This window comes from Bifidobacterium sp. LH_426 (assembly GCF_056356875.1).
Map to the genome: position 1 here is coordinate 28,796 of NZ_JBKEVB010000008.1, position 25,040 is coordinate 53,835.

A 25,040-nucleotide genomic window follows, 5' to 3' on the forward strand; every position below is an offset into this window, starting at 1 on the left:
TTCCGTCCCGCTTGTTCAGGGCGTGTGGCTACGGTGGTGCTCATGGTCTCACATTCTCGTAACGGCAAAGGACGTGTGCGCGGGCACGTCAGGAGCACGGCGGAACGCAAGCCCGCCGCCCGCCATTACCGGGGCGGCAATCATCGCGTCAAGGGCGGCAAAGGCCCGAAACTCAAGGGACGCAGCAGGCATCTCGTATTGAAATGGATCCTCGGGCTCATCGCGCTGGGACTCGCGGCGGGCATCGGCCTGTTCACCTACCTGTACGTCTCCACGCCGATCCCCTCGCCGGAGAAGATCGCGTTGGCGGAGAACACGACCGTCTACTTCAACGACGGCACCACGGAGATGGGCACGTTCTCCGAGCAGAACCGCGACATCATCGACTGCGCCGTGCTGCCCGACTACGTGGGCAACGCGGTCGTCGCATCGGAGAACCGCACGTTCTACACGGACAAAGGCATCGATCTGCGCGGCATCGGACGCGCGCTCGTCAACAACGTGACCAAGGGGACGCGCCAGGGCGGCTCGACCATCACCCAGCAGTACGCGGAACGCTACTATCTGGGCGAAACCACGTCGTACACCGGCAAGGTGCGCGAGGCGATCCTCGCGCTGAAGATCGCGCAGACGCAGGACAAAAGCAAGGTCCTGTGCAACTATCTGAACACCATCTACCTGGGCCGCGGCGCATACGGCATCCAAGCGGCGGCGAAGGCCTACTACAACAAGGACGCGAAGGACCTGACGCTCTCCGAGGCGGCCACGCTGGCCGGCATCATCCCCGCCCCCTCCACATGGGATCCGGTCGACAACCCGAAGATGGCGAAGCAGCGGTTCAACCGCGTCATCTCGATCATGCGCGAGGACGGCTACATCACCGCGAAGCAGGCGAAGGACGCGGCCATGCCGCAGACCGTGCAGACCAGCACCGACGACGTATATAAAGGTCCGAACGGCTACCTGCTGCAGATGGTGAGGGACGAGCTGGAAAGCCGCAAGGCGTTCACCAAGGACGAGCTCGACACGGGCGGCTACAAGATCGTCACCACGATCGACAAATCCAAGCAGGACCTCATGCAGCAGGTCGTCAGCCCCTCAAAGAACGGCATGCAGGGCACCGTGCCCGACGGCATGCAGTTCGGCGCGATGAGCGCGAACCCGAAGGACGGTTCGATCATCGCCCTGTACGCGGGCGACGACTATCTCGCCAAACAGCTCAACAACGCCACCCAGGCCCAATACGAGGTCGGCTCCACGATGAAGCCGTTCGCGCTGCTCGCCACCGTGCAGGCGGGCGTCAGCCTCGACACCACGTTCAACGGCAACTCGTACCGCACGTTCCCGGGCATCAGCAACACGGTGAGCAACTTCGCCAACGAGAACTACGGCTACATCAACCTGTACAAGGCGACCGCCTACTCGTCGAACACCGTCTACATGGATCTGCAGACCAAGCTCGGCGCGAAGAAGATCGCGCAGACCGCGCGCACGGCAGGAGTCTCGAACACGTCGCTCGACGGCTCCGAACCGTTCACCGTGCTCGGCAACAACGCGCTGAGCGTCGAGGACATGACCAACGCCTACGCGACCCTCGCCAACGAGGGCAAGAAGGCGACCCTGCACATCGTCGCCAGCGTGCAGAACAGCAAGGGCAAGGACCTCTACCAGGCGCCCACCGGCACCGAACAGGTGTTCACCGCGAACGACACGGACCTCGTCACCAAGGCGCTCACCGGCGTCGTCCAGTACGGCACCGCCACCGAGGCACGGCAGACCGGACACACCATCGCCGGCAAGTCCGGCACGTCGAACAACTCGTACGCGGCGAGCTTCATCGGCTACACGCCGTCCGTCGTCTCCACGTTCGCCATGTGGTACCCGGACGCGAACGGCAACCCGCAGGAGATCCCTTCGTTCGGCCAGTGGACCGGCGGCTCCGACTACCCGGTGCACCTGTTCACCGAATACATGACGCAGGCGCTCGCCGGCACCACGAACGAGACGTTCCCCACCGCGAAGGACGGGGGCAAGATCGGCGGCTCCGACGGCACGTGGGGCACCGGCTCCCGGTCCACGTCGAAGCGCTACTCGTACGGGTACTCCTACGGTTCCGGCGAATCCGGTTCGACCGGCACCGGCGAATCCGGTTCCAGCGGTTCCGCGGGCACCGGCACGGGCGGCGGCACCGGCACCGGCTCGGGTTCGGGTTCCGGCGAGAGTTCCGGTGATTCCGGTTCCAGCGGGTCCGGCTCCGGCACGAGCTCCGGTGATTCCGGCAACAGCGGCGGAAGCACGTCCGGCGGCGAATCCGGCGGTTCCGATACCGGTGGCGGCGAATCCGGCGGCGGCTCGGACAACGGCGGCACCGGCGGCACCTCCGGCGAGTGACGCCCCGCGCCCTCCCCTGAAGAGGACGCCACCCCTCCTGCTCCCCCTTTCAGGGGGAGCTGTCGGCCAAAGGCCGACTGAGGGGGTACATAATGGCCCCCTCTGACGAGGGGGCTGTCCGCGTGAGCGGACTGGGGGAGAGATACCGGGAACCGTCACGTTCCAGCTATCTCTCCCCCAGTCTCACTGCGTTCGACAGCCCCCTCGTCAGAGGGGGCCATTTCATGCGTCTCAGCGACGGCCGGCGTTGGCGCGGTTGATCGCGGAGATGATCGCCTTGAGCGAGCTGGTGATGATCGAGGAGTCGATGCCGACGCCCCAGATGATCTGCGCGTCCGCATCTTCGCCCACCTGGCATTCGACGTAGGAGGCGGCCATCGCGTCCGTACCGACGGACATGGTGTGCTCCACGTAGTCCATCACGGAGGCTTCGATGCCGAAGTTGGCGAGCGCGTTGAGGAACGCGGCGATCGGGCCGTTGCCGATGCCGGAGACCTCGCGCACCTGCTCCTCGTCCTTGCCGACGTTGATGCCGCGGTCGAGGACCTTCGCCTTGAGCACGGTGTCGGAGCCGTCCTCGCCGGAGGAGACGGACACCTTGAGCAGCTTGAGGCGGCCCCACGGGGCGAGCGTCTCGTCGTGCGTGTCGCCGACGACCACGCCGGCGGCGGTCATGCCCGACTGCTCGACCGGCAGGTACTCGTCCTTGAAGAGGCGCCAGATGTCCTCGTCCTTGACTTCCTTCTTCGTGTCGTCCGCGTACTTCTGCACGATCTTGTCGAACTCCACCTGCAGGCGCTTCGGCAGGTCGAGGTTGTGGTTCGTCTTGAGCAGGTACGCCATGCCGCCCTTGCCGGACTGCGAGTTGACGCGGATGATCGCCTCGTACGTGCGGCCGATGTCCTTCGGGTCGATCGGCAGGTACGGCACGAGCCAGACGAAGTCGTCGAGGTTCGCGCCGGCGCGGTCGGCGGCCACCTGACGGGCTTCGAGGCCCTTCTTGATGGCGTCCTGGTGCGAGCCGGAGAACGCGGTGAACACGAAGTTGCCTGCGTACGGGTGGCGCTCGGAGATCTTGATCTGGTTGCAGTATTCGACGGTCTTGCGGATCTCCGGCACGTTCGAGTAGTCGATCTGCGGGTCGACGCCCTGCGTGAGCAGGTTGAGGCCCAGCGTGACGAGGTCGACGTTGCCGGTGCGCTCGCCGTTGCCGAGCAGGCAGCCTTCGACGCGGTCGGCGCCGGCGAGCACGGCCAGCTCGGTGGCGGCCACGCCCATGCCCTCGTCGTTGTGCGGGTGGAGGGACAGCACGATGGAGTCGCGATCCTGCAGGTGGGTGGAGACGTACTCGACCTCGTCGGCGAACACGTTCGGCGTGGTCATCTCGACGGTGGCCGGCAGGTTGATGATCATCGGGTGCTCGGGCGTCGGCTTGATGACGTCGATGACCGCGTTGCACACCTCGACGGCGTACTCCGGCTCGGTGCCGGTGAACGATTCCGGCGAGTACTCGTAGTAGAGGTCGATGCCCTTGGCCTCGCCCTCAAGGCTCTTGCACAGCTCGGCCGCGTCGGTGGCGAGCTTCTTGATCTCCGCCTTGTTCTTGCGGAACACGACCTCGCGCTGCAGCACGGAGACGGAGTTGTAGAAGTGGACGACCGCGCGCTTGGCACCCTTGAGCGCCTCGTAGGTGCGGCGGATCAGGTGCTCGCGGCACTGGGTGAGCACGACGATGGTGACGTCGTCCGGGATCAGCTCACGCTCGATGAGCATGCGGATGAAGTCGAAGTCGGTTTCGGAGGCGGACGGGAAGCCCACCTCGATCTCCTTGAAGCCCATGGAGACGAGCAGGTTCCAGAAGCGCAGCTTGCGCTCGGAGTCCATCGGGTTGACGAGCGCCTGGTTGCCGTCGCGCAGGTCGACGGAGCACCAGCGGGGCGCGCGCTGGAGCTTCTTACCCGGCCAGGTGCGCTCCGGGTAGTCGAACGGCACCTGCTTGTCGTAGGCGACGTACTTGTTGTACGGCATCTTGCTCGGCTTCTGCGGGTCGCCGATGAAGCGCGCGGGAGGCAGCAGCGGGTCGTTGTTCCCTCCGTTGGACGCTGCGGCGACCGCCGCGAGATCGAATACCGATGATTGATCCTGACCCATCGTTCCTCCTTTGCTTGGTGCGTGGCCGTCTCCCGGCGGCCATTTCCGCCGGAATTCCCGGCGTATATCCGTTTACGCGCATGTAACATGCGCAATCCCCCATCCTACCTACGCCGCGTCCCAACGCCTCGCCGGTTCCAAAAACGACTAGCATGAGTGCCATGACACTGCGTTTTCGCAAGGATGGCACGTTCCGCGTGCTGCAGATGGCCGACATCCAGGACAAGCCGGAGGTCGACAAGGACACGATCCGTCTCATCGAGGAGGCGATCCACGTCGCCGACCCCGATCTCGTCGTCTTCACCGGCGACCAGATCCGCGGCTACGACCCCGCGTACATCGACACGTTCCTGCGCCGCCGAGGCGAGAACCCGGGCGCGCGCGTCCGCCTCATCACCGAGATCGAGGCGAAACTGCAGGGCGTGCGGCGGCGCATGGCGCAACGCCGCGACCCGAGCGTGCCGCCCGTCGACGACGTCGTCACGCTCGACGAGCTCATGGACGACACGCGACGCAAGGTGCGCGCCACGTTCGCCGCGTTCCTCGGCCCGGTGATGAACGCGGGCGTCCCGTTCGCCGCGACCTACGGCAACCATGACTTCCAATGCGGCGTGCTCACCGACGAGCAGGACGGCATCTACCGCGAATTCCCCGGATGCATGAACCCGGACGCCGCGGCGTCGGACGCTGACGGGCTCGCGTTCGGACCGGGCACGTTCGCGATGCCGATCGAGGCGTCCGACGGATCGGGGCGCATCGCGATGAGCGTCACGATGATCGATTCCGGTGATTACGCGGACCGGAACACGCCCGCCGAACGCGACGCGCAATACCCGCTGTACGCGGCGAACCCGCGCCGCCTCGACCTCGCCGACTCCGACGGCTACGGCACCCCCTCGCCCGAGGCGATCGCGTGGATAAAGTCCTCGCAGGCCGCGATGCGCGATCGCAACGGCGACGGCAGACCGGTGCCGACGATCGCGTTCCAGCACATCCCGCCGCAGGAGTTCTACGACGTGTTGAAGGAGGTGCCCGCCTGGACGCCGAACGCGGTGGAGGGCGCACGCACGCACGCGGGACGCTGCTACGTGCTCGACGAATCCAAGTGTCTACCCGGCTCGCGGCTCGGCGAGGCCATCGGATGCGCCGACGAGAACGTGGGCGAGGTCGACGCGATGCGCGAGGCCGGCGGCTATTTCGCGCTGTTCTGCGGCCATGACCACAAGAACGCGTTCGTCGGGCATGCGGACGGCATCGACCTCGGGTATGCGCCGACCTGCGGATTCGAATGCTACGGGCCGAAGTCACGCCACCGCGGCATCCGTCTGTTCGAATTCCACGAGGAGAATCCGGCCGACTACGTGACGCACATGCTCACGTGGGGCGACCTGGTCGGCCGCTACTCCGGCAACGAGCTGCGCGTGTGGTTCGAGGACCATTGCGTGACCGACAGCGCCACCGTGCGCAACGAGCTGCGTCGCCCCGAAGTATTCGCCACAATCGCCGCGCTCATCGGCGCCGGCGTCTACTGGCTGACGAAAACCGCCTTCCGCAATCGCGGCAGGCGATAAAAAGGGGGCTTGCTCCCCCTTCAGGGGGAGCTGTCAGTCTCCGGCCGACTGAGGGGGTCCTCCCTCAGATGAACAGGCTCACGCCTCGCCGGGCGATGCAGTAGGCGTTGCCGAGCCAGGTGTGGCGGGAGTTCGGCCAGACCGCGCCCAGGCGCGGCGCGTTCTGGCTCATCCAGATGCTCGGCACGCGGCCGTCGGCGGAACGCGATCCGAGCAGGTTGAAGCCGTTCTTCTCGAGCAGCCATTCCGGGTGCTGCGTGGCGATCGCGAGGCCCTCCTCCAACGTGAGCGGCAGACGCTCGTCCGAGTCGATGAGCTTGCGCGCCACGTCCGGCTCGCGGTTCACATAGCAGGTGCCGGTATGCGGGTCGACGACCAGGTAGAACGGGCCTTCCGGCGGCTCGAAGCCGTCCTGCGGCAGGAAGCTGGCGATGTCGCGCGGCGGCATCGTCGTGAAGCCGGCCATGCGGTAGATGGAGGTTCGCGCGATCAGCGACTCCGGCGAGACGAGCTCGCGCGTCGGCACCAGCAGGATGTTCGTACCGAGATCGGAATGTTCCAACGCCTCGATGAGCGGGTTCGCGAGCGCGCGGAACGCCGCGGCGCTCATATCCGCCACATCCGGGTACCCCAACGCCACGATCCGGTCAAGCTGTTTGCGCGCTTCCTGAGATGCAATCGACATGCCTCCTAGCGTACCGCGCGCCACGGCGTACCGCACCACCGTACCGCGCGCAGGCCATCATGCGGAAACGCGTATGCCGCGCCCCGGGCAGTTCCGTAGAATGGAGATTCACGTGTGTAATCGCCCATCCATCTCACCCAAGGGGTTTGCTATGTCCGAAAAACTGAAGGTCGGCGTGCTCGGCGCGACCGGCATGGTCGGCCAGCGTTTCATCACGCTGCTGGAGAACCATCCGTGGTTCGAGGTGACGACGCTCGCCGCGTCCGCGCATTCCGCCGGCAAGACGTATGAGGAGGCGGTCGGCGACCGTTGGAAGATGGAAGCGCCGATGCCGGAATACGTCAAGCACATGACGGTGGTCGACGGCGACGAGGCCGAGAAGGTCGCCGAGGGCGTCGATTTCATGTTCTCCGCGGTGAACATGCCGAAGGACCAGATCCGCGCGATCGAGGAGCGGTACGCGAAGACGGAGACGCCGGTCGTCTCGAACAACAGCGCGCATCGCTGGACTCCGGACGTGCCGATGGTCGTGCCGGAGATCAACCCGGAGCATTTCGCGGTGATCGAGCATCAGCGCAAGCGTCTCGGCACGACGCACGGCTTCATCGCCGTCAAGCCGAACTGCTCGATCCAGGCGTACACGCCGGCACTGGCCGCGTGGAAGGAATTCGAGCCGCGCGAGGTGGTCGTGAGCACCTACCAGGCGATCTCCGGCGCGGGCAAGACGTTCAAGGACTGGCCCGAGATGGTGGGCAACATCATCCCGTTCATCTCCGGCGAGGAGGCGAAGAGCGAGAAGGAGCCGCTCAAGGTGTTCGGCCACGTGGACGACGCGAAGGGCGAGATTGTCCCGTTCGACGGTCCGCTGCGCATCACGTCGCAGTGCATCCGCGTGCCCGTGCTCGACGGCCACACCGCGACCGTGTTCATCAACTTCGGCAAGAAGGCGACGAAGGAGGAGCTCGTCGACCGTCTCGTCAACTACACGTCGGAGGCGGCCCGTCTCGGCCTGCCGCACGCGCCGAAGCACTTCATCCAGTACCTGACCGAGGACGACCGCCCGCAGGTCAAGCTGGACGTGGACTACGAGGGCGGCATGGGCGTCTCGATCGGCCGCCTGCGCGAGGATTCGATCTTCGACTGGAAGTTCGTCGGCCTCGCCCACAACACGCTGCGTGGCGCCGCCGGCGGCGCGCTCGAATGCGCCGAGATGCTCAAGGCCCTCGGCTACATCACGAAGAAGTAGTCACGAAGCAGTAGCGGCGGCAGCGGGAGCAGACGCATTCGTCTCCCCCGCGCCCTCAACCCCGCGAAGACCCGTCAAGGCGCGCGCCATCGGCTCCGTCCGAGGCGCGGGCCTTCGCGTCCGGGTCCAGCGGCAGGCACGACCACGTGTAGGCGATCCGATAATCGTAGTCGGCGGCGTTCCGCTTCTCGCTGAGTTTCTCGTAACGCTCCCACACCGCCCAGATCTCCCGCTGCACCTGCAGCAGTTCGTCCCGGTCGAGAATGAGGTTGCCGGTGCTCAGCGGCGTGTACGGGTAGCGTTCGCGCCGCTCCTCGATCGGCACGGCGGCGCTGGCGTCCATGACCGCGCCGATGCGCATGCGCAACGCACGCAGGATGCCGTCCATCAACCGCATGCGCACCATCGGATCGGGTTGCGCGCTCACAGCGAAACTGAAGCTCTTCGCGGCCGCGCGCCACGGCATCTCGCGCCGGCGCACGCCGTCGTCGTCGGCGCGGCGGATCAGTCCGGCCTTGCCGAGCAGGCGCAGATGGTAGCTCATCGAACTGGGCGAGACGCCGGCCAGCTGCGACAGCTGCGTGGCCGTGCGCGGTTCCTGGCGGTCGTACAGTTCCTCGAGCACGAGCAGTCGTGTGGGGTTCGACAGCATCGAGATGACGTCGGGATCGGTGATCTTCAATTCGGCGGGGAAATCCATGGGAACGCTGGTATCGGTGGGAACGTGGGTATCAGTGGAAACGCTGGTATCGGTGGAATCGCCGGCATCGGATGCGCCGGATCGCGTGGTGTCGGGTGACGTCGCGTCGTCGTGTGCGGCGTCGTGTCGTATCGCTTCCATGAAGAACCGCCTATCTGTCCGCGTCCATTGTAGCGGTGCGCGCGTGATGCGCGACCGGAACGCCGGAACGCGGCGGATAGGCGGTTTTCGGGAATTCCCGGTTCACGCGTGGCGTGCTTCGCACGCGTCACGCGTGAACGCGGGATGGCGGGACGCCGGGAGCGTCACTTGGCACCGTGACGTGCGGTGCCGTTGCCGGAATGCGATTTCGCGACGCTCGCACCGGCGATCGCGAGCATCGTCGCGATGATGATGAGGGCGGCGATGCCGGCGCCCGTGATCGGGAGCCTGCCTGCCGTATCCGCGTCACCGCCGGTGACGATGCCTTCGCCGCCGTGCTGGTCGCCGGGACCGGCCTTGCGCAGACCGTCGATCGCAGCGAGCAGCGCGGCCGTCGCGTCGTCGATCTGGTTCTGCCGGGCGTTCGCGTCGGCGTTCACGCGCTTCGCGGATTCGAGCGCGGCGGTCAGCGCGTTCCACGAGGCGGACTCGTAGTCGGCGGCGTTCAGCTTCTCGGCCTTGGCGATGGCGTCCTCGAGCTTCGACTTGTCGGTCGTGGCGGGCTTCTGGCCGCCATCGTTCACGGCGGGCGTGTCGATGGTCGGGGCGGAGCCGGTGGTGTCCGGGACGGCGCCGCGCAGGTGCAGGACGAGCGCCTTGGCGTCCTTGGCGGTCGCGGATTCGCCACGATGCGCGGCGATCGTGCCGGCCTTGTCCTCCTGCAGGAACGTGCCGTTCGCCTGGCCGTCGGCCTCGCCGAACCACAGGTCCGGGTGGTACACGTCGAACGTGGCCTGGGATGCGGTGTCGGCGACGTAGTCCTTGCGGTAGTTCGCGTCGGCGTCGTCATGCGCGGCGTAGATCGACTGCATCGAGACCTGGTAGCGGATCGTCGTGGCCGTGGTGGTCGCCGTGTAGCCGAGGTTGGCGAGCTTGACGGGCAGCACCAGCGTGTTCGAGTCGGAGATCGACGCGTCGTCGATGGGCTCGATGTCCGCGAGGCTGTTCGACGCCACGTCGGAGGTGACCGCATACACGGTGTCCGCGCTGGAACCGTACGGGCTGGTGCTCACGGTGGTCACGAAGTCGGGGCGGCCGTCGCCGCTCACGTCGAAGTAGACGACCGGGAACACGGTGGTGCCGAGGCGGGACCAGCTCTGCTGGGTCTGGATGCCGAACGCGAGGTATCCCTGCGACGGATCGTCGAGCTGCGGGGCGGTCGTGGCGGCGCCCACCGCGCGGATGTCGGCCGCACTGATGCTGCGCTTGGCGGTGAGGTCCTGCTCGTTGCCGTACACGTCGACCGGGTCGGTCGCGCCCAGCTGGAACGCGCCCAGACGGCCCACGTAGGCTTCGGAGCCGTCGCCTTGGTTCACGCCGTGGCCGGAGACCTTGAGCTCGCCCTGCTTGGCGTCCGCGTCGGCGAAGGCGATCTCGGTGGTCGTCTCGGTGACGGGCTTCGGCGCGGCCACGACGGACACGCGCAGCGGGAACGCGCCGTTCTGTTCGGCGGTGCCGTCGCTCTGGTCGCCGTCGCTCACCGGGGTGAACGTCACGACGCCGGTCACGTCGGTCACGTAGGAGCGGTCGAGGCCGCCGACCTTCGCGTCCATCGTCTTGTCGAGCGTATGGCGCAGCTTCGCGGCGTCCGGGATGTTCAGCGTCACGATGACGTCGGCCGTACCGTGGGCGGCCACGGTGACCTCCGACTTGTCGAGCGTGTAGGTCACGCCCGGCGTCTCGGTGCGGGCCGCGTAGGCGACCTTGTAGGTGCGCGCGACGTCGGAATCGTTGGTGACGGTCAGCTTCTTCGACTGCGTGACGCCGGCCTTGCCGACTTGGACGATGCCGAAGGACGCGGTCACGCCTTCGATGTCGTCGGCGGCGGCGACGCGCACGTCGTTGTTCACGGCGGCGTAGGCGTCGATGCGGCCGGAGCCGACGCGCAGCGGTCCGTAGGCGGTCTTGCCCTTGCCGGTGGCGTCGCCGGCGGTGGTCACGTCGTGCGCGGCGGTGTTGATCAGCTGCGCCTTGAGGTTCGTGGCCTTGGACGGGCCGGACCAATCGGAGTGCGCCTCGAGGACGAGCGCCGCGACGCCGGAGGTGAGCGGCGTGGCCATCGACGTGCCGGACATGATCGCCAGTTCGGTGCCGGTGCCGTTGCCCGCGGAGACGACGCCCACGCCGGGCGCGGCCACGTCGGGCTTGGCGGTGCCGTCATACGAGCCGTGCACGCCGCGCGACGTGAACGAGGCGATGGTATCCGCGGAGGACGGGTAGTTGGCCTTGACCGTGTGCGCGTAGTCGGAGGAGAGGGTGATCTCCAGCGTGCCCGCGTCGAGCGCCGGCTTGAGCTTGTCGGCCGTGGTCTTGGTCATCTGGAAGCCGGGGATGGAGTAGTTGCCGGCGATGCCGCTTTCCAGCACGTCGCCCTGCGAGGCGAAGACGATGCCGGCCGCGCCTGCGTTGTACGCGTTGTCGAAACGCGTGCCGGAACCGCACAGCACGTTGCTGTCGTCCCATTCGACGTAGGCGATGTTGCCCTTGACGCGGGCGGCGTCCTCATCGGAGTAGGGCGAGCAGCCGGTCAGGTTGTCCGGATCGGCGACCTTGACGACCTTGCCGGTGACGGAGTAGATCGGCGTGACCTGCGGGAAGTACTGCGAGTACTGGCCCGCGTACTGGCCGGCGAGGTCGTTCGGGGCGTCCACCTTGATGGCGTCCTGGCGGGAGCCGCCGGACTGGCTGGCGGCCACGGCGAGCGCGCTCGGCGTGGAGGCCGGGCTGCCGCCGATGTCGGTGATGTCGCCGTCGTTGCCGGCGGCCGCGATGGACAGGGTGCCGTAGGAGGCGATCTTCTCGATTTTGGCGCTGTCTGGGTCGTCGATCGCGCCGTACGCGGTGCCGAGCGACATGGACACGACGTCGATGTCGACGTTGTTGGCCAGCTTCTCGGCCACCCAGTCGAGGGCGGCGCCGGTCACGTCGGTCGCGCCGCCGTTGTCGCCGAAGACCTTGAGCATGTAGATGCCGGCTTCGGGGGCCGCGCCCGGTCCGATCTCCATCTTCTGCAGATCGTCGTCGGTGAGCTTCGTGTAGTCGCCCTTGAACGTGGTCTTGTCGGCGTTCTCGCCGTAGCCCGCGGCCGTGCCGGCCACGTGGGTGCCGTGGCCGCCGCCGGGGCCGTCGATCGGGTTGGCGTCCGGGGTCGGGAACGGGTTGTAGACGGTGTCGGCGGCCGACGAGTTGGCGTTGTACGTGGCACCGGCGAAGTCGTAGCCGCCCTTGTACTTGGCCGGGTCGATCAGCGTCTTCAGGTACGGGTCGGTGAGCGGGTCGGTGGTGTACGACTGCGCCGTGCGGTAGGCGATCGGATTGCCGGTGCCGCCGAAGTCCACGTGCGTGTAGTCGATGCCGGTGTCGATGATCGCGATGTTCACGTTCTTGCCGGTCTTGCCGGTCTTCACCCACGTCTTGCGCGCGTTGACGATCGTGTCGTTGTTCGCGTTGGCGGGTTCGGCGGCGGAGGCGGTGGTGGACTGGGTGGTCGTGGTCGTCTGGGTATCGGCGGTGGTCGCGAAACGCTGGACGATCGGCGACACCTTGACGATGTCGTTCGACTGGCCGGCCAGCGTGTTCAGCGCGGCGGCGTCGGCGCGGACGGCGACGCCGGGAACGCTGTAGGAGGCCGTGTACAGCCTGCTCGCGTTCGGGTCGAGCGCCTTGAGCTGGTCGAAGACGGCGTCGGAGGTCTTCTCGGCCTTGTCGGCCTGGCCGTTGGCGATGCCGGTGGATCGCTTCTCCTTGGCCTTGTCGGAGACGCGGGCGCGGCCGAGCTCGGATTCGGCGGCGAGCTTCTGGTCGAGCGCGCTGGCGCCCTTGATCTGGATGAACGCGGACATGGTGCCGGAGACCTTCACCATATCCTCGGAGACCTGGCCGCCCTGCTCGGGCTGGCCGGCGGTGTCGTCGTTGTTCGCGTCGGCGCCGTCGCCGGTGCCGTCAGTCTTCGGGTCGCCGACGGTGATGTCGCGCTCGTAATGGCCGCCGCCCGTGATGGTAATCTGGATGTTGTACACATCGTCGACCGGTTCGGCGGCGAGCTTCGCGGCATACGTGATGGTGCCGTCGTCCTTGCGGTTGACGAAGACCATGAAGTTGCCGGAACCGTCCTCGACGCTCGGATCGGCCAGACGCTGCAGGTTCATCTTCGAGTTGAGCACGGTGATGGTGCCGTTGTAGTTCTCCGGCACGTTCTTCATCGAGACGGTCACGCCCTTGCCTTCGGGGCCGAAGTCCTCCTTGGAGACCTTGTCGGGGGTGATGCTCGCCTCGATGGGCTGCGGGTAATTGCCGGAATCATCGGTCACGATGAAGGTCTTCTGTGCATAGTCGCCGGTGGTGCGGGAGCGCGCGGTGACCGTGTACTCGCCCAGAATGGCGGAATTGACGGTCAGGACGTTCGTATATTCGCCGTTGCCGTTCGCGCGGGCGGTGCCGACGAGACCTTCCTGGAGGTTCGGCAGCTTCATGTAGACGTCGAACGCGTCGAAGGCGCCGAAGTCCTTCATGGTCATCGTCATGCCGTTCTTGGTGAGGTCGTCGGCCGTGAGCTTCGTGGAGCGCAGTTCGACCGTCTTGCTCTGGTGGCGTTCCTTACCGGGCTTGATGGTGAACGAGGTCATCGCGTAGATGCCGGTGCCGGACAGGTCCTGGATGGACAGGTACCAGGTGCCGGCCGGATAGTTCACGCTGTTGGACTGCAGGGCGTCGGTGTACACGCCATCCGCATCGGTGCGGATGTGGGCGGTGTCGGCGAGGTTCATGATCGAACCGTCCGGGCCTTCCAGCAGGACCGACAGACGGGTGTTGGGCGAATAGCCTTCGGCGCGGATGCGGATCTTCTGGTCGATGAACTGGTCCTGGGTCAGGTCGCCGTTCTCGATGGTGATCTTCGCGGTCTCGCGCGCGTTGGCGGTGACCTGCAGGGTGGCGTCGGCGATGGTCTTGCTGGTGCGGCCGACGGCCTTGATGGCGTGCGCGCCGATTTCGGTGTCCTGCGAACCGGCGCACAGCTTGCCGGTGACCTTGCCGTTGTCGTCGGCGGCGAACGGACCATAGCCCTGGGTCTTGCCGGTCGGCGAGATGTCGGTGAAGTCCACCTGCTCGCCGGCGGCGAAGCCGGTGCCGGTGGCGGTGACGCAGCTGTTCCAGTAGGCGTAGCGTTCGATGGACGACGGGTCGAGGGTCAGCTGGTTGTCGGATGCCTTCTGCGCGTCGTAGACGATGTCGGCGTCGCCGCCCTTGTCGGACTTGATGATGGAGTCGGGCGCGTTGAGGTCGTTTTTCCAGCCGAACTGGTCGGCGAACGAGCCCGCATCTGCGCTGGCGGTTGCGCTGGGTTTCGCGCCCGCGGCGGTCCGCTCGGCGGCGAGCGCCGTGGTCGCGGTCAGGGACATCGACGCGAGCGTCGCCACCGCGGCGACGATCGCGAGCGCCCTGGCCCGGATGGTGTTCTTCATGGTTCTCCTCACGTATGTCGAGCGACGGCTGATGCCGTGCGCTCTCCGGGTGCGGACGTCGATACTCCCTGCCGCTCCCGAATGCGCCACATCCTACTTGAAAATTTTTTCAAGTCGATAACGCATCCACTACGTGGACAGCGTCCCAGAGTGGCGGAACTCGCGTGGCACACCCCGCGCGCCACGCAACACCACCTGCACTCTCGTGTGGTACAAACGCCTCAATCTTGGCCAGAATTCTTCGAGCGTAAAGCCGTATGTATAAAAACACAACAATCGCTCCCTCAAAAAAGGAATTTCAGCACAGAAAACAGCCAACAACAGCTTCTTCGCCAAGCCATTGAAAAACATCGCATACCTATTAGATATATGGCTTATCCACCAGCGCAATTGCCATACATTTCCAATATGCCGACAAGTTTTCAAAGAAGATTGAGTTTCCAATGAATACTTGTCGACTTTGGTTGCGATAAGTCTAGTGAGAAGGTGATGCTAATTCCCGACTCATATGCATTATGACTCACACGCATCTACCATACTACCGGATGGCATTGAGAATTAGCATTCAGCCCTCTTGGTAGACTTGTGAGACCACCCCGGTATCACCGGTGATAGTTGGGAATTAGCATTCAGCCCTCTTGGTAGACTTGCGCAGCAGTCCGACAAACACGAACGCGGGTTGGGAATTAGCATTCAGCCCTCTTGGTAGACTTGCCAACTGGAAGAGATGCTTCTCCTCATCGTTGGGAATTAGCATTCAGCCCTCTTGGTAGACTTGCGTCCAGTCCGACGCCCGCCCACGTGCCGTTGGGAATTAGCATTCAGCCCTCTTGGTAGACTTGCATTGGCATTTGCGGAACAATATAAGAAGTTGGGAATTAGCATTCAGCCCTCTTGGTAGACTTGTCTCGTACGCGTCGGAATCCGCCTTATGGTTGGGAATTAGCATTCAGCCCTCTTGGTAGACTTGGTCGCCCCGAACCTGATCCAGGTCGCCGGTTGGGAATTAGCATTCAGCCCTCTTGGTAGACTTGGTCCCGTATGCACCGTGTACGCATCTGTGTTGGGAATTAGCATTCAGCCCTCTTGGTAGACTTGTGCTGATGAGTTCGGCCCGCAACTCCATGTTGGGAATTAGCATTCAGCCCTCTTGGTAGACTTGCGGGAAACACGTCCAAGGGCGGCGCGCAGTTGGGAATTAGCATTCAGCCCTCTTGGTAGACTTGACGAGACGCGCGCCCTGCTGGAGGAGATGTTGGGAATTAGCATTCAGCCCTCTTGGTAGACTTGAACATGTACCTGTACAGGTGCGGCGACTGTTGGGAATTAGCATTCAGCCCTCTTGGTAGACTTGAGGGGACGGGGCGGACGTCGATCATGTCGTTGGGAATTAGCATTCAGCCCTCTTGGTAGACTTGAATGGAGGGCTGTTTCCTGCTGACACGTGTTGGGAATTAGCATTCAGCCCTCTTGGTAGACTTGATAGCCTGCCGAGAGGGGCCATTTTCTGCGGGTTTGGGCGTTTTTTGCGTTTAGAAAAGCGTGAAGAGATCCGGCGTTTCCGGTTCGTCTTCCGGCTCGAGGTTGGCGAACCGCAGGGCGGAGGACCATTGGTGATCGCTGATGTGCAGGACGCGCACATACCCATGTGCGGGCAACGCCGCTTTGATCGCCTTCACCGTCGCACGGTTTCCCGCCTGAGTGGGCGTGTACCTGGCGTAGACCGAGTACTGCACCATGCTGTAGCCCATATCCACCAGCAGGTTCCTGAACTCCGTGGCCACTCTGCGCTGTTGTTTGGTCTTGACCGGCAGATCGAACATCACCAGGCACCACATGCCACCACTGTCCTCGTCCTTTTTCATTCGGCACCTACGTATTCCGGTACAGGCAGCCTGTCGATTTTCCCCTCGCAATACAGACCGTACTGTTGCGCGAAATCATTCAGCGAACTGGGGATGGTCAAGCCGGTGCCGTTCAGCTGCTGGTTGGTCGCCTCTACAAGCCGGCGTTTGACACTTCTGTCTGATAAGGAGTCCTCGGCGCTCAATTCCGCGACCTTGCGGTCAATCGCCGGACGATACGGCTCCAGAATGTCATCCGCCAAACAGAAGTAGTTACCACGATTCCGGTGGTGCATGCCAAGCGAAGGAATCAGCCCGGCCGATATCACCGCTTTGACGGCGAACCCTCGCAACACCATATAGGCGTAATCCAATTGCGCGTTACGTCCGATTCCCTCACCGGGCACACGCCGGAATTCCTCTTCCGCAGGAAACACACGCCGCCAATATTCTCTCGCCGCGTGGCCTTCGCAGTTGGAGGGGTCTCCGGAACGCACGGAGGCGGCGATGCCACGCAGCAAACCGCCTCCATCGCGGCCAAGGGAGTCCAGACAAGCGGCCTGCCCACGTATCTTCGCCTGCACGATCCTGCCCCACGCGTTCTTTCGACGTGGCAACGTCATGTCGACCTGTGCCAGCTGCCGTTGCGTGACCGTGGTCGGCGTGTCCGTCCAGGCGTGGAGCGCCGCATCCGGCACTCCACGCCAATCGCACAACATGACGGACACACCGTACCGGGCCATCTCATGCAGTACCGCGGCGGAACACGCCACCTTCAACCCGAGCAGTACCACGGCCGTCTGAGCCAGTGGCACGTCCACAGGCGCATCGGCATCATCGCGTTGCACGCGCATATTGCCGCGCGTGTACGAGATGCGCCCCGCCATCTCGGTACAATCAACGACCCGCCACTGGCTCTGCATGATGACCGCCTTACTCAGACCAACGCCACGAGCACGGAAGACCGGTCTTCGAATGCCAGCGCGGCTCGCCCAAGGCGTTGCGGCGAATCACCGAAGGAGCGAACGAGCTGAAGACATCCGGGGATGGCAGCCAGCCGTTTCCCGCGACTATCTTCTGAACCGCGTCCGGCACCTCCTTGGTTTTCCCGACGTTTTTCAACCCTTCGGAAGCCAGCAGTCTCGGGTGGAGACGCAACTGTTTGTTCGTCATGAATCCGTCCACCACCCATGTGCAGCACGCGGTATCGGCGGAATACGGATATTCGCCGCACCACTCGGCGAATTCGCCGATCTGCCCTTTGAGTTTGCCGCGGGAAAGATCCACGTGAATCTCGTCGCCGACGACCAGCCAGCCGAGATATTCGGCGCTGCCGGACTGCACCGCCTGCACGGTACGTGGTTCGCCCCAACGCATCGACACCGACTGCGGCGGCAATGGCGCGGAGAACAGGTCATCGCCGCGGAACTTCAATAGATCCGTTTGGAACACGCGAATCATGCCGTACCAGTATTTGCGAGCACCTTTGGCATTCTGCTTCCAACACCGGTACACGCGCGCATGATGAATCGCCGAACCGACGTCGGCGGAACCACCGCGGACGGCGACCTGCGCCGACTGCCCGGCGAAGAATCCCACTTCATCATCGGCCGTGTATGAGGTGCCATGCACGGTGATCCGGCGCATGTCGTTCACCGGCAGACCGGTCTTCTCGTCAAAGTCGGGATGACGGGTGAGCGCGCACCACAATGCAGGTGTGGAGGCCCTGCGAATCAGGTCGGCATCCATGGCATCGCCGAGACGGACCCGCTTCAACGGCTTGACTGTTGCATCATGCGCTATCGAATTATCCAGCTGCAATCGCAATGGCTGGCGCACCGTTACTCGATTATGGTCGAACGCGTCATTAAGCAGTTCGGTCAGTTGGCTCATGCCAATACGCCATTGTCGGAAGATACGGTAGTCCGCATAGGTTTCCTCAGAGTCCTTATACGGATAATCCTTCCAGGAACGCTCCCCTTCGTCCAGCTGTCCTTTGCGCACAATCATCTGCGACACGCGTATCGAATCACGCACCACCAGTGTTTTCGCCACAGAAGGCTGCAACATCGCAATCACAGCGGCATCCACCGCATGATGACGGCGATCGAGACGCGTCTTGCCCTTGGGACCGAAGAAATGAATCCGGTTTTCCAACCCGCTCGCTTTACGCGCAAAGTTCGTAATCTGCCCACGGAAAACCCTCACGTCCACTACGGGCGCTTCGGCTCGTTCCTTATCGGACTCGGCACGATAGTGTTCCGCGTTGAAATACCAGTTGATGCGGCGATGAAGTTCATTGGCCATCCACGCAACCGATTCGATGGAGCGATTATCGATTGGATCGTCCTTTTCGGTCTGCCTGAGCCGCATCTTGACTTCCTGCTGGAAACGGCGCCAAGCCTTCGCATCGCAATCGCGCAGCATATTGTCGACCCGCTGAAGGGTGGCTTTCAGGCTGACGCCGTGTTCCTGCGCCCACTTGGTTTTCACCCACACTGAGAAAAGCCCACCCTGCTTATCCCCATTGCAATCTTTACACACTGCCATTAGATTCGCACGGGTGTTGGTAGAACCCGCACCCGAACGAGGTACGATATGATCCATATCGCAGGTTTCGAATGTAATCATACGTCCGCAGTACAGGCATTGGCTGTGCTGGCGTTGCAGCGCCTCTAACCTACGAATACTGTCGTTATGGTCACCATACCCGCTTGCCCGCAGCTCCTTTGCGAGATTGGCTCGACGGACGCTCCGCTTCTCGTTGTCACGTTCATATTCCCGTGCCGTCTTCGCCGACTTGAACCCGGAACGCACGTGCTCGATCTGCACGGACACGGGATCACCCCAACGATTGCGGCAATTCGTCAGCCACTGGTTGACGATCTTCACGACCCTGTCCGCCGAAGGATTGCCCAACGGCGCGCCGATGGGGTCCGCCGCCGGCCTCCAGTAATCGGAGACGTGGAACAGCACCTTGCGTGCGGCCTGCAGATCGTCATCGGTGGTCAGCATGCGTTCGGTGAGCTTGCGCAACGTCTCCTCGCCGTATGCGGCACGGCCGGCAGGCAGGTCGATCGAATCCAGTTTGACCATCGCCTCGTCGTCCAACTCGTCGATGAACGCGATGGCGTCGGCATATGCCAGATCATCATGGACCTTATCGAAGTCCACGGTATTGGACAGCAATCGGATCATCGCCTCCCGCGCCGTATCCGATGCGCCCTTCCACCACTTCAGCAGCGGCTTGGCGATTTTCCTGTCAGCCTCACGAATGCGCTGCAGGGATGTCAACCGCTGCGGAGTGCTGGAGATACGCTCCTCACCGTCTTTGGTCATACTGCCGATGCCTTTGAGCTGGCTCCTCGCATACCCGAGACGATTTGCGACATCGATCCATGTGATGTCGTCCTTCGCATCGGAGGCGAGCAACTCATATGCCGATTGCTTCTCGGCCACCGTCAAGGGCCGCTCGTACCCGTCTTCCTCCCGGATACGCAGGTTCGTCAGCACATTGACGATGCGATACCGCTGGAACGCCAGCGACGCCTTCAGCGCGCGCGGCTGCGAAGGATCGAACGGGTCACGACCTACCCTCTTCTCCCCGGACCCCTTGGGCGATTTAGCCTGGAACACCTCACGGAGCAACGGCTCCCATTCACTGCGTGGAACGCGCTGCACGTCGAAGATGCGCTTCAACTCGTTCGCGTTATCCTCCTGCATAAGCCGCTGAGGCAGCAACCCCGCGCCATGCTTGGTGCTGGTGCGCAGGCGCGGCGGCTCCGCATAGCCGAGCAGCAGCACAACCACGACAAGCTGCGCCGGTGTGGGATTCCCCGTTACGGTACGGCCGGCGAGTTCCTCCGCACGTTTCTTCAGTTCCTCGTATTGCTCCGAATACGGGTTGTCCACCAGCAACGATTCCACGCGATGGTACGGGTTGCGCCATCCCCTGTGCCGCGCGATATGGCGCAGGGCGATGGACAGTTCCTCGCGCCGCGTGGCCTCGTCCTCGATGAAGGATTCGGCCAGTCGGGCGCGCACATGCCATTCCTCGAACGGCGCGGTCAATGACTCCGATTCGACAGTCGGATATCCGGCATTCTTGAGTGCCTCGTCGAGGCTGTCAAGGCGCTGACGACGGTTATGCACCATGCGCCGTGCCCGTCGGCTGACACCGGCGATGTTCTTCCGGCTGATCGCCTCCTTCTGCTTGGTCGGGTCGACGCCGCCGTCATGGATGACCGACTGCGCATTGAGAATGCGCACCGGCATGTCATCATCATCGACTTCAATCGCGGCCAATCCCACCGAGTTCAGGCCGACGTCGATGCCGATCCTGTATCGCATGTCTTTCATGGTCCATTCCTCCACTCCGAGAATCCGCTGATACCGGCATACTACTGGAACAAAAAACGGGGCGGGTCATATGACCCGCCCCTGGCAGAAACTGCCGAGCAATCGAAGCGGCTAACGAGGCCAACTTCTTATTGGGAATTAGCACCGCCTACTATACCCGCATCCTTACAGGACACGCAACGCGCGGACTACGCCCGGCCTGCCCGGCACCTACAGCCGCCCGTCAATCACCTACCGGTGCCGCCGTAGACCACGGCTTCCACCTTGTCGGCGTCGAGGCCGTAGGCGGTGTGGAGGGCCTTGACGGCCTCGTTGAGCTGGTCGAGCGGCACGAGCGCGGCGATGCGGATCTCGGAGGTGGAGATCATCAGCACGTTGATGCCCTTGTCGCTCAGCGCCTGGAAGAACTTGGCGGCGAGGCCCGAGTGGGTCTTCATGCCGACGCCGACGACCGCGACCTTGCCGACGTTCGGATCGACATCGAAGGACTTGTAGTCGAGCGCCTCATGCGCGTCGAGCAGCGCGCTTTCGACGGCCTTGACGGAGGCCTCCGGCACGGTGAAGGAGATGTCGGCGGTGCCGGCGGAGGAGCCGGCCTGCACGATCATGTCCACATTGATGCCGGCGGCGGCCAGCTCGGTGAACACCTTCGCGGCCATGCCCGGCTCGTTCGGCACGCCGCGCACGGTGGCGAGCGCCTCGCTGCGGTCGTGCGCGATGCCGGAGATGACCGGAGCCTCCGGTCCGAGGTCGGGGAACAGGTCGCCCATCGATTTGTTGTCGTTGTTCTCGCTCATGGTGATGATGTCGCTTTCGGTTTCGTTACGTTTCGTTGCGTTACTGTTCGATCGTGATGTCGCGTCGCGTCAGTCGATGTTCGGCAGGCTGCGCGGGTCGACGCCCTCGGGCACGACGAGCGTGCCGGGACGGTGCGAGAAGGAGGAGCGCACGTGCAGCGGCATGTTGAATCGTTGCGCGTATTCGACGCAGCGCAGCGCAAGCACCTTCGAGCCGCACGACGCCATTTCGAGGATCGCGTCGTAGCCGGCGTACGGGATACGTCGCGCGGTGGGCACGATGCGCGGATCGGCGGTGAAGATGCCGTCCACGTCGGTGTAGATCTCGCAGATGTCGGCGCCGAGCGCGACGGCGAGCGCGACTGCGGACGTGTCGGAGCCGCCGCGGCCGAGCGTGGTCGCGTCGCCCTTCGCGTTGATGCCCTGGAAGCCGGCGACGATGGCGACGTCGCCGAGGGAGAGCGCGTTCTTCACGCGGTCCGGCTTGACGGCTTTGATGTGGGCGGCACCGTAGCGGGCGTCGGTGAAGAAGCCGGCCTGCTGTCCGGTGAATGAGTGGGCGCGGCTGCCTTCCGCGTGGATGGCCATGGCGAGCAGGCTCATGGAGATGCGTTCGCCGGCGGTCATCAGCATGTCCATCTCGCGCTCCGGCGGGTTGGAGTCGATGCTCAGCGCCTGGTCGATGAGATCGTCGGTGGTGTCGCCCATCGCGGAGACGACCACGGCGACCTTGTTGCCTTTTTTCTTCGTTTCGACGACGCGCTTGGCCACACGTTTGATCGAATCGGTATCGGCGACCGACGAGCCGCCGTACTTCTGCACGATGAGAGCCACTGCTATCCAATCTTCTTCCGCTGCCTCCCGCCCTCTCGTGGGACGGGAGCGTTTGCCGCATATGCTACGTAAACGCAATGATTATAAGGAGCGGCGTGAACCGCCCGCGAACCCACGCCACCATGCGGACACGCGGGGATTGCCGGCATTCCGGGCCGCGCGCCGGCCTCCGAGAGCCCCGACACGGGCGTCGTCGGCGTATCCCATGGGGATTGCCATGGTGTTCCAAGGTTTTCGCATCATTGCGTTGAGGTTCGCGCGGTTATATGTAATCACCGGCGAACGGAAGCCCGAACCGATGAAGTCCATCATCGGAGGCTGGCGGAAGCGGACCGGCGAGGACGTTTCCCTTCTTCCCGTCCCCATAACGATAACTGAACACCTTCTTTCTTCTTCCTCTCTCCTTCGCGAAAGGCCCGGCCCCCATCGGCCGGGCCTTTCGTTTTGTGTGGGGTCCGTGTTGGCCGCTTTTCGAACACCCCCTCAGTCGCGCTTTGCGCGACAGCTCCCCCTGGAGGGGGAGCAGGGAATACTTGACCGCGATGCCGCGTTCTCCTTCTCGCAGCTCCCCCTGAAGGGGGAGCAGGGAAGGTGCGGCCCCATTGTGGTTATCCACCATAGATATGGAGCATGAGGGGGTTGTCCACAACTAGATGTGGGAGAACGGGTGGTTATCCACCGGGTTGCCCACAATCAGCCACCGTCATGCCGCGACACGCCGAATGGCACTGTGGATAAGAAAAAGTTATCCACATTTTCGGCCCGTTTTGGCGGTGGAAATCCACTGAGTTATCCACACTATGGGGATAACTTGGTGGATAACTTGGGGATAACGTGTGGATTACTTTCCCACCCATGGACACCGACTTGCGCGACACGTAACACCGTGGTAACAGCGTCGGAATCGCGTATGAACGGAGGGTGAACGGGGCTGCGCCACGCCGGCGAAGCCGGCTACTACCCCTCAGTCGGCTACGCCGACAGCTCCCCTGACAAGGGGAGCCGAGGCAGAGGCCATCGCCACCAACGACAACCCGAACACCCCGGTCACGTCCCGGGACTACCCCTCAGTCGGCTACGCCGACAGCTCCCCTGACAAGGGGAGCCAGAGTAGGGAGGGGACGCCGCTCCCCGGCCTTATGAGACAGATCCCCCTAGCCGAGGCAGAGGGCCGCGCCGCCAACGGCGGACCAAGACAGCCGGGATTTCACATACCCGGCTACTACCCCTCAGTCGGCTACGCCGACAGCTCCCCTGACAAGGGGAGCCGGGAGGCTGGAATCCCCTCGACTACAGTGGACGGGCGGAAACGACCGACGACGAGCAGGAGCACGAGATGACCACCGACACCGGCAACTCCGACCGCCGCAGCGCCGACACCGGCGACTCCGAAACCTCCCCGCTCCCGGACACCCGCCGTACTACTGCGCGGATTGCGGCGCTGGCGATTCCGACGTTTGGGCAGCTCATCGCCGAACCCGCGTTCATCCTCATCGACACGGCCATCGTCGGCCATCTCGGCGAAGCCTCGCTCGCGGGCCTGTCCATCGGATCGACGATTGTCCTCACCACCGTCGGACTGTGCGTGTTCCTCGCCTACGGCACCACTTCGCAGGTGGCGCGGCTCATCGGCGCGGGCCGCCGGCGCGAAGGCCTCGAAGCCGGCATCGACGGCATGTGGCTGGCGCTCGGTATCGGCGTCGTCGTGTCCGTCATCCTGTTCCTCGCCGGACGGCCGCTGTGCGCCGCACTCGGCGCGGAAGGCCCCGTCCTCGACGAGGCGGAACGCTACCTCGACGCGATCGTCTTCGGCCTGCCGGGCATGCTGCTCGTCTACGCGGCGAACGGCATCTTCCGCGGGCTTCAGAAGGTGCGCATCACCCTGATCGCCGCCATCGCCGGCGCGATCGTCAACACGCTCCTGGACATCCTGTTCGTCATCGCGCTCGGCTGGGGCATCGCCGGTTCCGGCGCGGCCACGCTCATCGCGCAATGGTTCATGGGAATCTTCCTTACCGTACCCGCGATCCTGTGGTCGCGCGCGGAAGGCGCGTCCGTGCGCCCGCGGCTCGCCGGCATCGCGCACAGCGCGGGAGACGGCGTGCCGCTGTTCCTGCGCACGCTCGCCCTGCGCGCATGCCTCGTCGCGACCGTCATGCTCGCCGCGCGCATGGGCGTGACCGTGCTCGCCGCATACCAGGCGGTCAACGCGACGTGGAATTTCGTACTCAACATGCTTGACGCGATCGGCATCGCCGGCCAAGCGCTCGTCGCCGCGGAACTCGGCGCGCGGCGTCGCGCCGGTGCGCGCGCGACGACCGCCGCGGCCGCGCGCGCCGGCGCCGTCGCGGGCGCGGCGATCGGCGCCGGCATGATCGCGGTCGGCTTCGCCGCCGCTCCCCTGTTCTCGCCGGACGCGGCCGTCCAGTCGCTGATCGTCGTCGGCATGGTCACGCAGGGCGTGTTCCTGCCGTTGTGCGGATGGATGTGGGCGCTCGACGGCATCCTCATCGGCGCCGGCGACTACCGCTATCTGGCCGCGACGTGCGGCGCGACCGCCGTCGCGTACCTGCTCGCGCTCGCCTGCGTCGGCGCGCTCGCCGGCACGGCGGCGTTCGACGCGCCGGCCGCGCGCATGGTCGCGTTGTGGGCGGTGCTGAACGTCGTGTTCATCGGATTGCGCGCGACGTTCAACGGGATTCGCGCGCACGGCGACGCGTGGATGGGTGATTGAGCGGGCCGCCGCAAGATAAAGACGAGTTCACGTCCTTGATTGTCACGGTCCCATCCACGACCGTC

General features: G+C 64.3%; 13 protein-coding genes and 1 CRISPR repeat array. Of the genes, 4 read left to right on the forward strand and 9 right to left on the reverse strand.

Annotated elements, in window-relative coordinates; genetic code table 11:
- Positions 1-42 precede the first annotated feature (42 nt).
- Entirely contained in the window at positions 43-2,391 is a 2,349-nt protein-coding gene (locus AC1AYD_RS08395; RefSeq protein WP_476502969.1) for a transglycosylase domain-containing protein, read from the forward strand.
- A 231-nt stretch (positions 2,392-2,622) separates the two neighbouring features.
- Here the strand turns inward: AC1AYD_RS08395 and leuA are convergent, their stop codons facing one another.
- On the reverse strand, positions 2,623-4,542 hold the full coding sequence (gene leuA / locus AC1AYD_RS08400; protein ID WP_476502970.1) for a 2-isopropylmalate synthase: 1,920 nt from the start codon (positions 4,540-4,542) through the stop codon (positions 2,623-2,625).
- A 161-nt stretch (positions 4,543-4,703) separates the two neighbouring features.
- On the opposite strand from leuA, the gene AC1AYD_RS08405 reads away from it, so the two are divergent.
- Complete coding sequence (locus tag AC1AYD_RS08405; RefSeq protein ID WP_476544983.1) at positions 4,704-6,113, forward strand: metallophosphoesterase family protein; 1,410 nt, start codon at positions 4,704-4,706, stop codon at positions 6,111-6,113.
- A 64-nt stretch (positions 6,114-6,177) separates the two neighbouring features.
- Here AC1AYD_RS08405 and AC1AYD_RS08410 read toward each other — a convergent pair whose 3' ends face one another.
- The gene (locus AC1AYD_RS08410; RefSeq protein WP_034530326.1) at positions 6,178-6,798 is read right to left on the reverse strand and encodes a DUF5701 family protein; all 621 of its coding nucleotides are present in this window, start codon (positions 6,796-6,798) and stop codon (positions 6,178-6,180) included.
- Between the two features lie 151 nt (positions 6,799-6,949).
- On the opposite strand from AC1AYD_RS08410, the gene asd reads away from it, so the two are divergent.
- Positions 6,950-8,044, forward strand: a complete 1,095-nt coding sequence (asd, locus tag AC1AYD_RS08415) for an aspartate-semialdehyde dehydrogenase (RefSeq protein WP_476544985.1) — start codon at positions 6,950-6,952, stop codon at positions 8,042-8,044.
- Positions 8,045-8,099: 55 nt separating this feature from the next.
- Here the strand turns inward: asd and AC1AYD_RS08420 are convergent, their stop codons facing one another.
- The 7 genes from AC1AYD_RS08420 to AC1AYD_RS08450 all read right to left on the reverse strand — a co-directional run bounded on the left by AC1AYD_RS08420 (position 8,100) and on the right by AC1AYD_RS08450 (position 22,241).
- A complete protein-coding gene (locus tag AC1AYD_RS08420) occupies positions 8,100-8,885 on the reverse strand; it encodes an ArsR/SmtB family transcription factor (protein ID WP_476544986.1) in 786 nt (261 codons plus the stop codon).
- Between the two features lie 164 nt (positions 8,886-9,049).
- Positions 9,050-14,407: a S8 family peptidase gene (locus tag AC1AYD_RS08425; RefSeq protein WP_476544987.1), complete on the reverse strand. Its 5,358-nt coding sequence runs from the start codon at positions 14,405-14,407 to the stop codon at positions 9,050-9,052.
- A gap of 550 nt (positions 14,408-14,957) precedes the next feature.
- Positions 14,958-15,889: a CRISPR direct-repeat array (repeat unit 36 nt; unit sequence GTTGGGAATTAGCATTCAGCCCTCTTGGTAGACTTG).
- 50 nt (positions 15,890-15,939) lie between these two features.
- The gene (gene cas2, locus AC1AYD_RS08430; RefSeq protein WP_476502975.1) at positions 15,940-16,272 is read right to left on the reverse strand and encodes a CRISPR-associated endonuclease Cas2; all 333 of its coding nucleotides are present in this window, start codon (positions 16,270-16,272) and stop codon (positions 15,940-15,942) included.
- Entirely contained in the window at positions 16,269-17,174 is a 906-nt protein-coding gene (cas1, locus tag AC1AYD_RS08435; RefSeq protein WP_476502976.1) for a type II CRISPR-associated endonuclease Cas1, read from the reverse strand. Before cas1 ends, cas2 begins: the two co-directional genes overlap by 4 nt.
- A 10-nt stretch (positions 17,175-17,184) precedes the next feature.
- A complete protein-coding gene (gene cas9 / locus AC1AYD_RS08440; protein ID WP_476502977.1) occupies positions 17,185-20,610 on the reverse strand; it encodes a type II CRISPR RNA-guided endonuclease Cas9 in 3,426 nt (1,141 codons plus the stop codon).
- A 227-nt stretch (positions 20,611-20,837) separates the two neighbouring features.
- Complete coding sequence (locus tag AC1AYD_RS08445) at positions 20,838-21,407, reverse strand: ACT domain-containing protein (protein ID WP_476502978.1); 570 nt, start codon at positions 21,405-21,407, stop codon at positions 20,838-20,840.
- Between the two features lie 69 nt (positions 21,408-21,476).
- A complete protein-coding gene (locus AC1AYD_RS08450; protein WP_163197055.1) occupies positions 21,477-22,241 on the reverse strand; it encodes an aspartate kinase in 765 nt (254 codons plus the stop codon).
- Between the two features lie 1,336 nt (positions 22,242-23,577).
- Here AC1AYD_RS08450 and AC1AYD_RS08455 point away from each other — a divergent pair.
- Positions 23,578-24,975 carry an MATE family efflux transporter gene (locus AC1AYD_RS08455; protein ID WP_476502979.1) on the forward strand — a complete coding sequence of 466 codons (1,398 nt, stop codon included), beginning with the start codon at positions 23,578-23,580 and terminating at the stop codon, positions 24,973-24,975.
- The last annotated feature ends 65 nt before the right edge of the window (positions 24,976-25,040 follow it).

What these genes read in the sequence shown, in the direction of transcription:
- AC1AYD_RS08395 (WP_476502969.1), top strand. Translation starts at nt 43, where the DNA reads ATGGTCTCACATTCTCGTAACGGCAAAGGACGTGTGCGCGGGCACGTC.
- leuA (WP_476502970.1), bottom strand. Translation starts at nt 4,542, where the DNA reads ATGGGTCAGGATCAATCATCGGTATTCGATCTCGCGGCGGTCGCCGCA.
- AC1AYD_RS08405 (WP_476544983.1), top strand. Translation starts at nt 4,704, where the DNA reads ATGACACTGCGTTTTCGCAAGGATGGCACGTTCCGCGTGCTGCAGATG.
- AC1AYD_RS08410 (WP_034530326.1), bottom strand. Translation starts at nt 6,798, where the DNA reads ATGTCGATTGCATCTCAGGAAGCGCGCAAACAGCTTGACCGGATCGTG.
- asd (WP_476544985.1), top strand. Translation starts at nt 6,950, where the DNA reads ATGTCCGAAAAACTGAAGGTCGGCGTGCTCGGCGCGACCGGCATGGTC.
- AC1AYD_RS08420 (WP_476544986.1), bottom strand. Translation starts at nt 8,885, where the DNA reads ATGGAAGCGATACGACACGACGCCGCACACGACGACGCGACGTCACCC.
- AC1AYD_RS08425 (WP_476544987.1), bottom strand. Translation starts at nt 14,407, where the DNA reads ATGAAGAACACCATCCGGGCCAGGGCGCTCGCGATCGTCGCCGCGGTG.
- cas2 (WP_476502975.1), bottom strand. Translation starts at nt 16,272, where the DNA reads ATGAAAAAGGACGAGGACAGTGGTGGCATGTGGTGCCTGGTGATGTTC.
- cas1 (WP_476502976.1), bottom strand. Translation starts at nt 17,174, where the DNA reads ATGCAGAGCCAGTGGCGGGTCGTTGATTGTACCGAGATGGCGGGGCGC.
- cas9 (WP_476502977.1), bottom strand. Translation starts at nt 20,610, where the DNA reads ATGAAAGACATGCGATACAGGATCGGCATCGACGTCGGCCTGAACTCG.
- AC1AYD_RS08445 (WP_476502978.1), bottom strand. Translation starts at nt 21,407, where the DNA reads ATGAGCGAGAACAACGACAACAAATCGATGGGCGACCTGTTCCCCGAC.
- AC1AYD_RS08455 (WP_476502979.1), top strand. Translation starts at nt 23,578, where the DNA reads ATGACCACCGACACCGGCAACTCCGACCGCCGCAGCGCCGACACCGGC.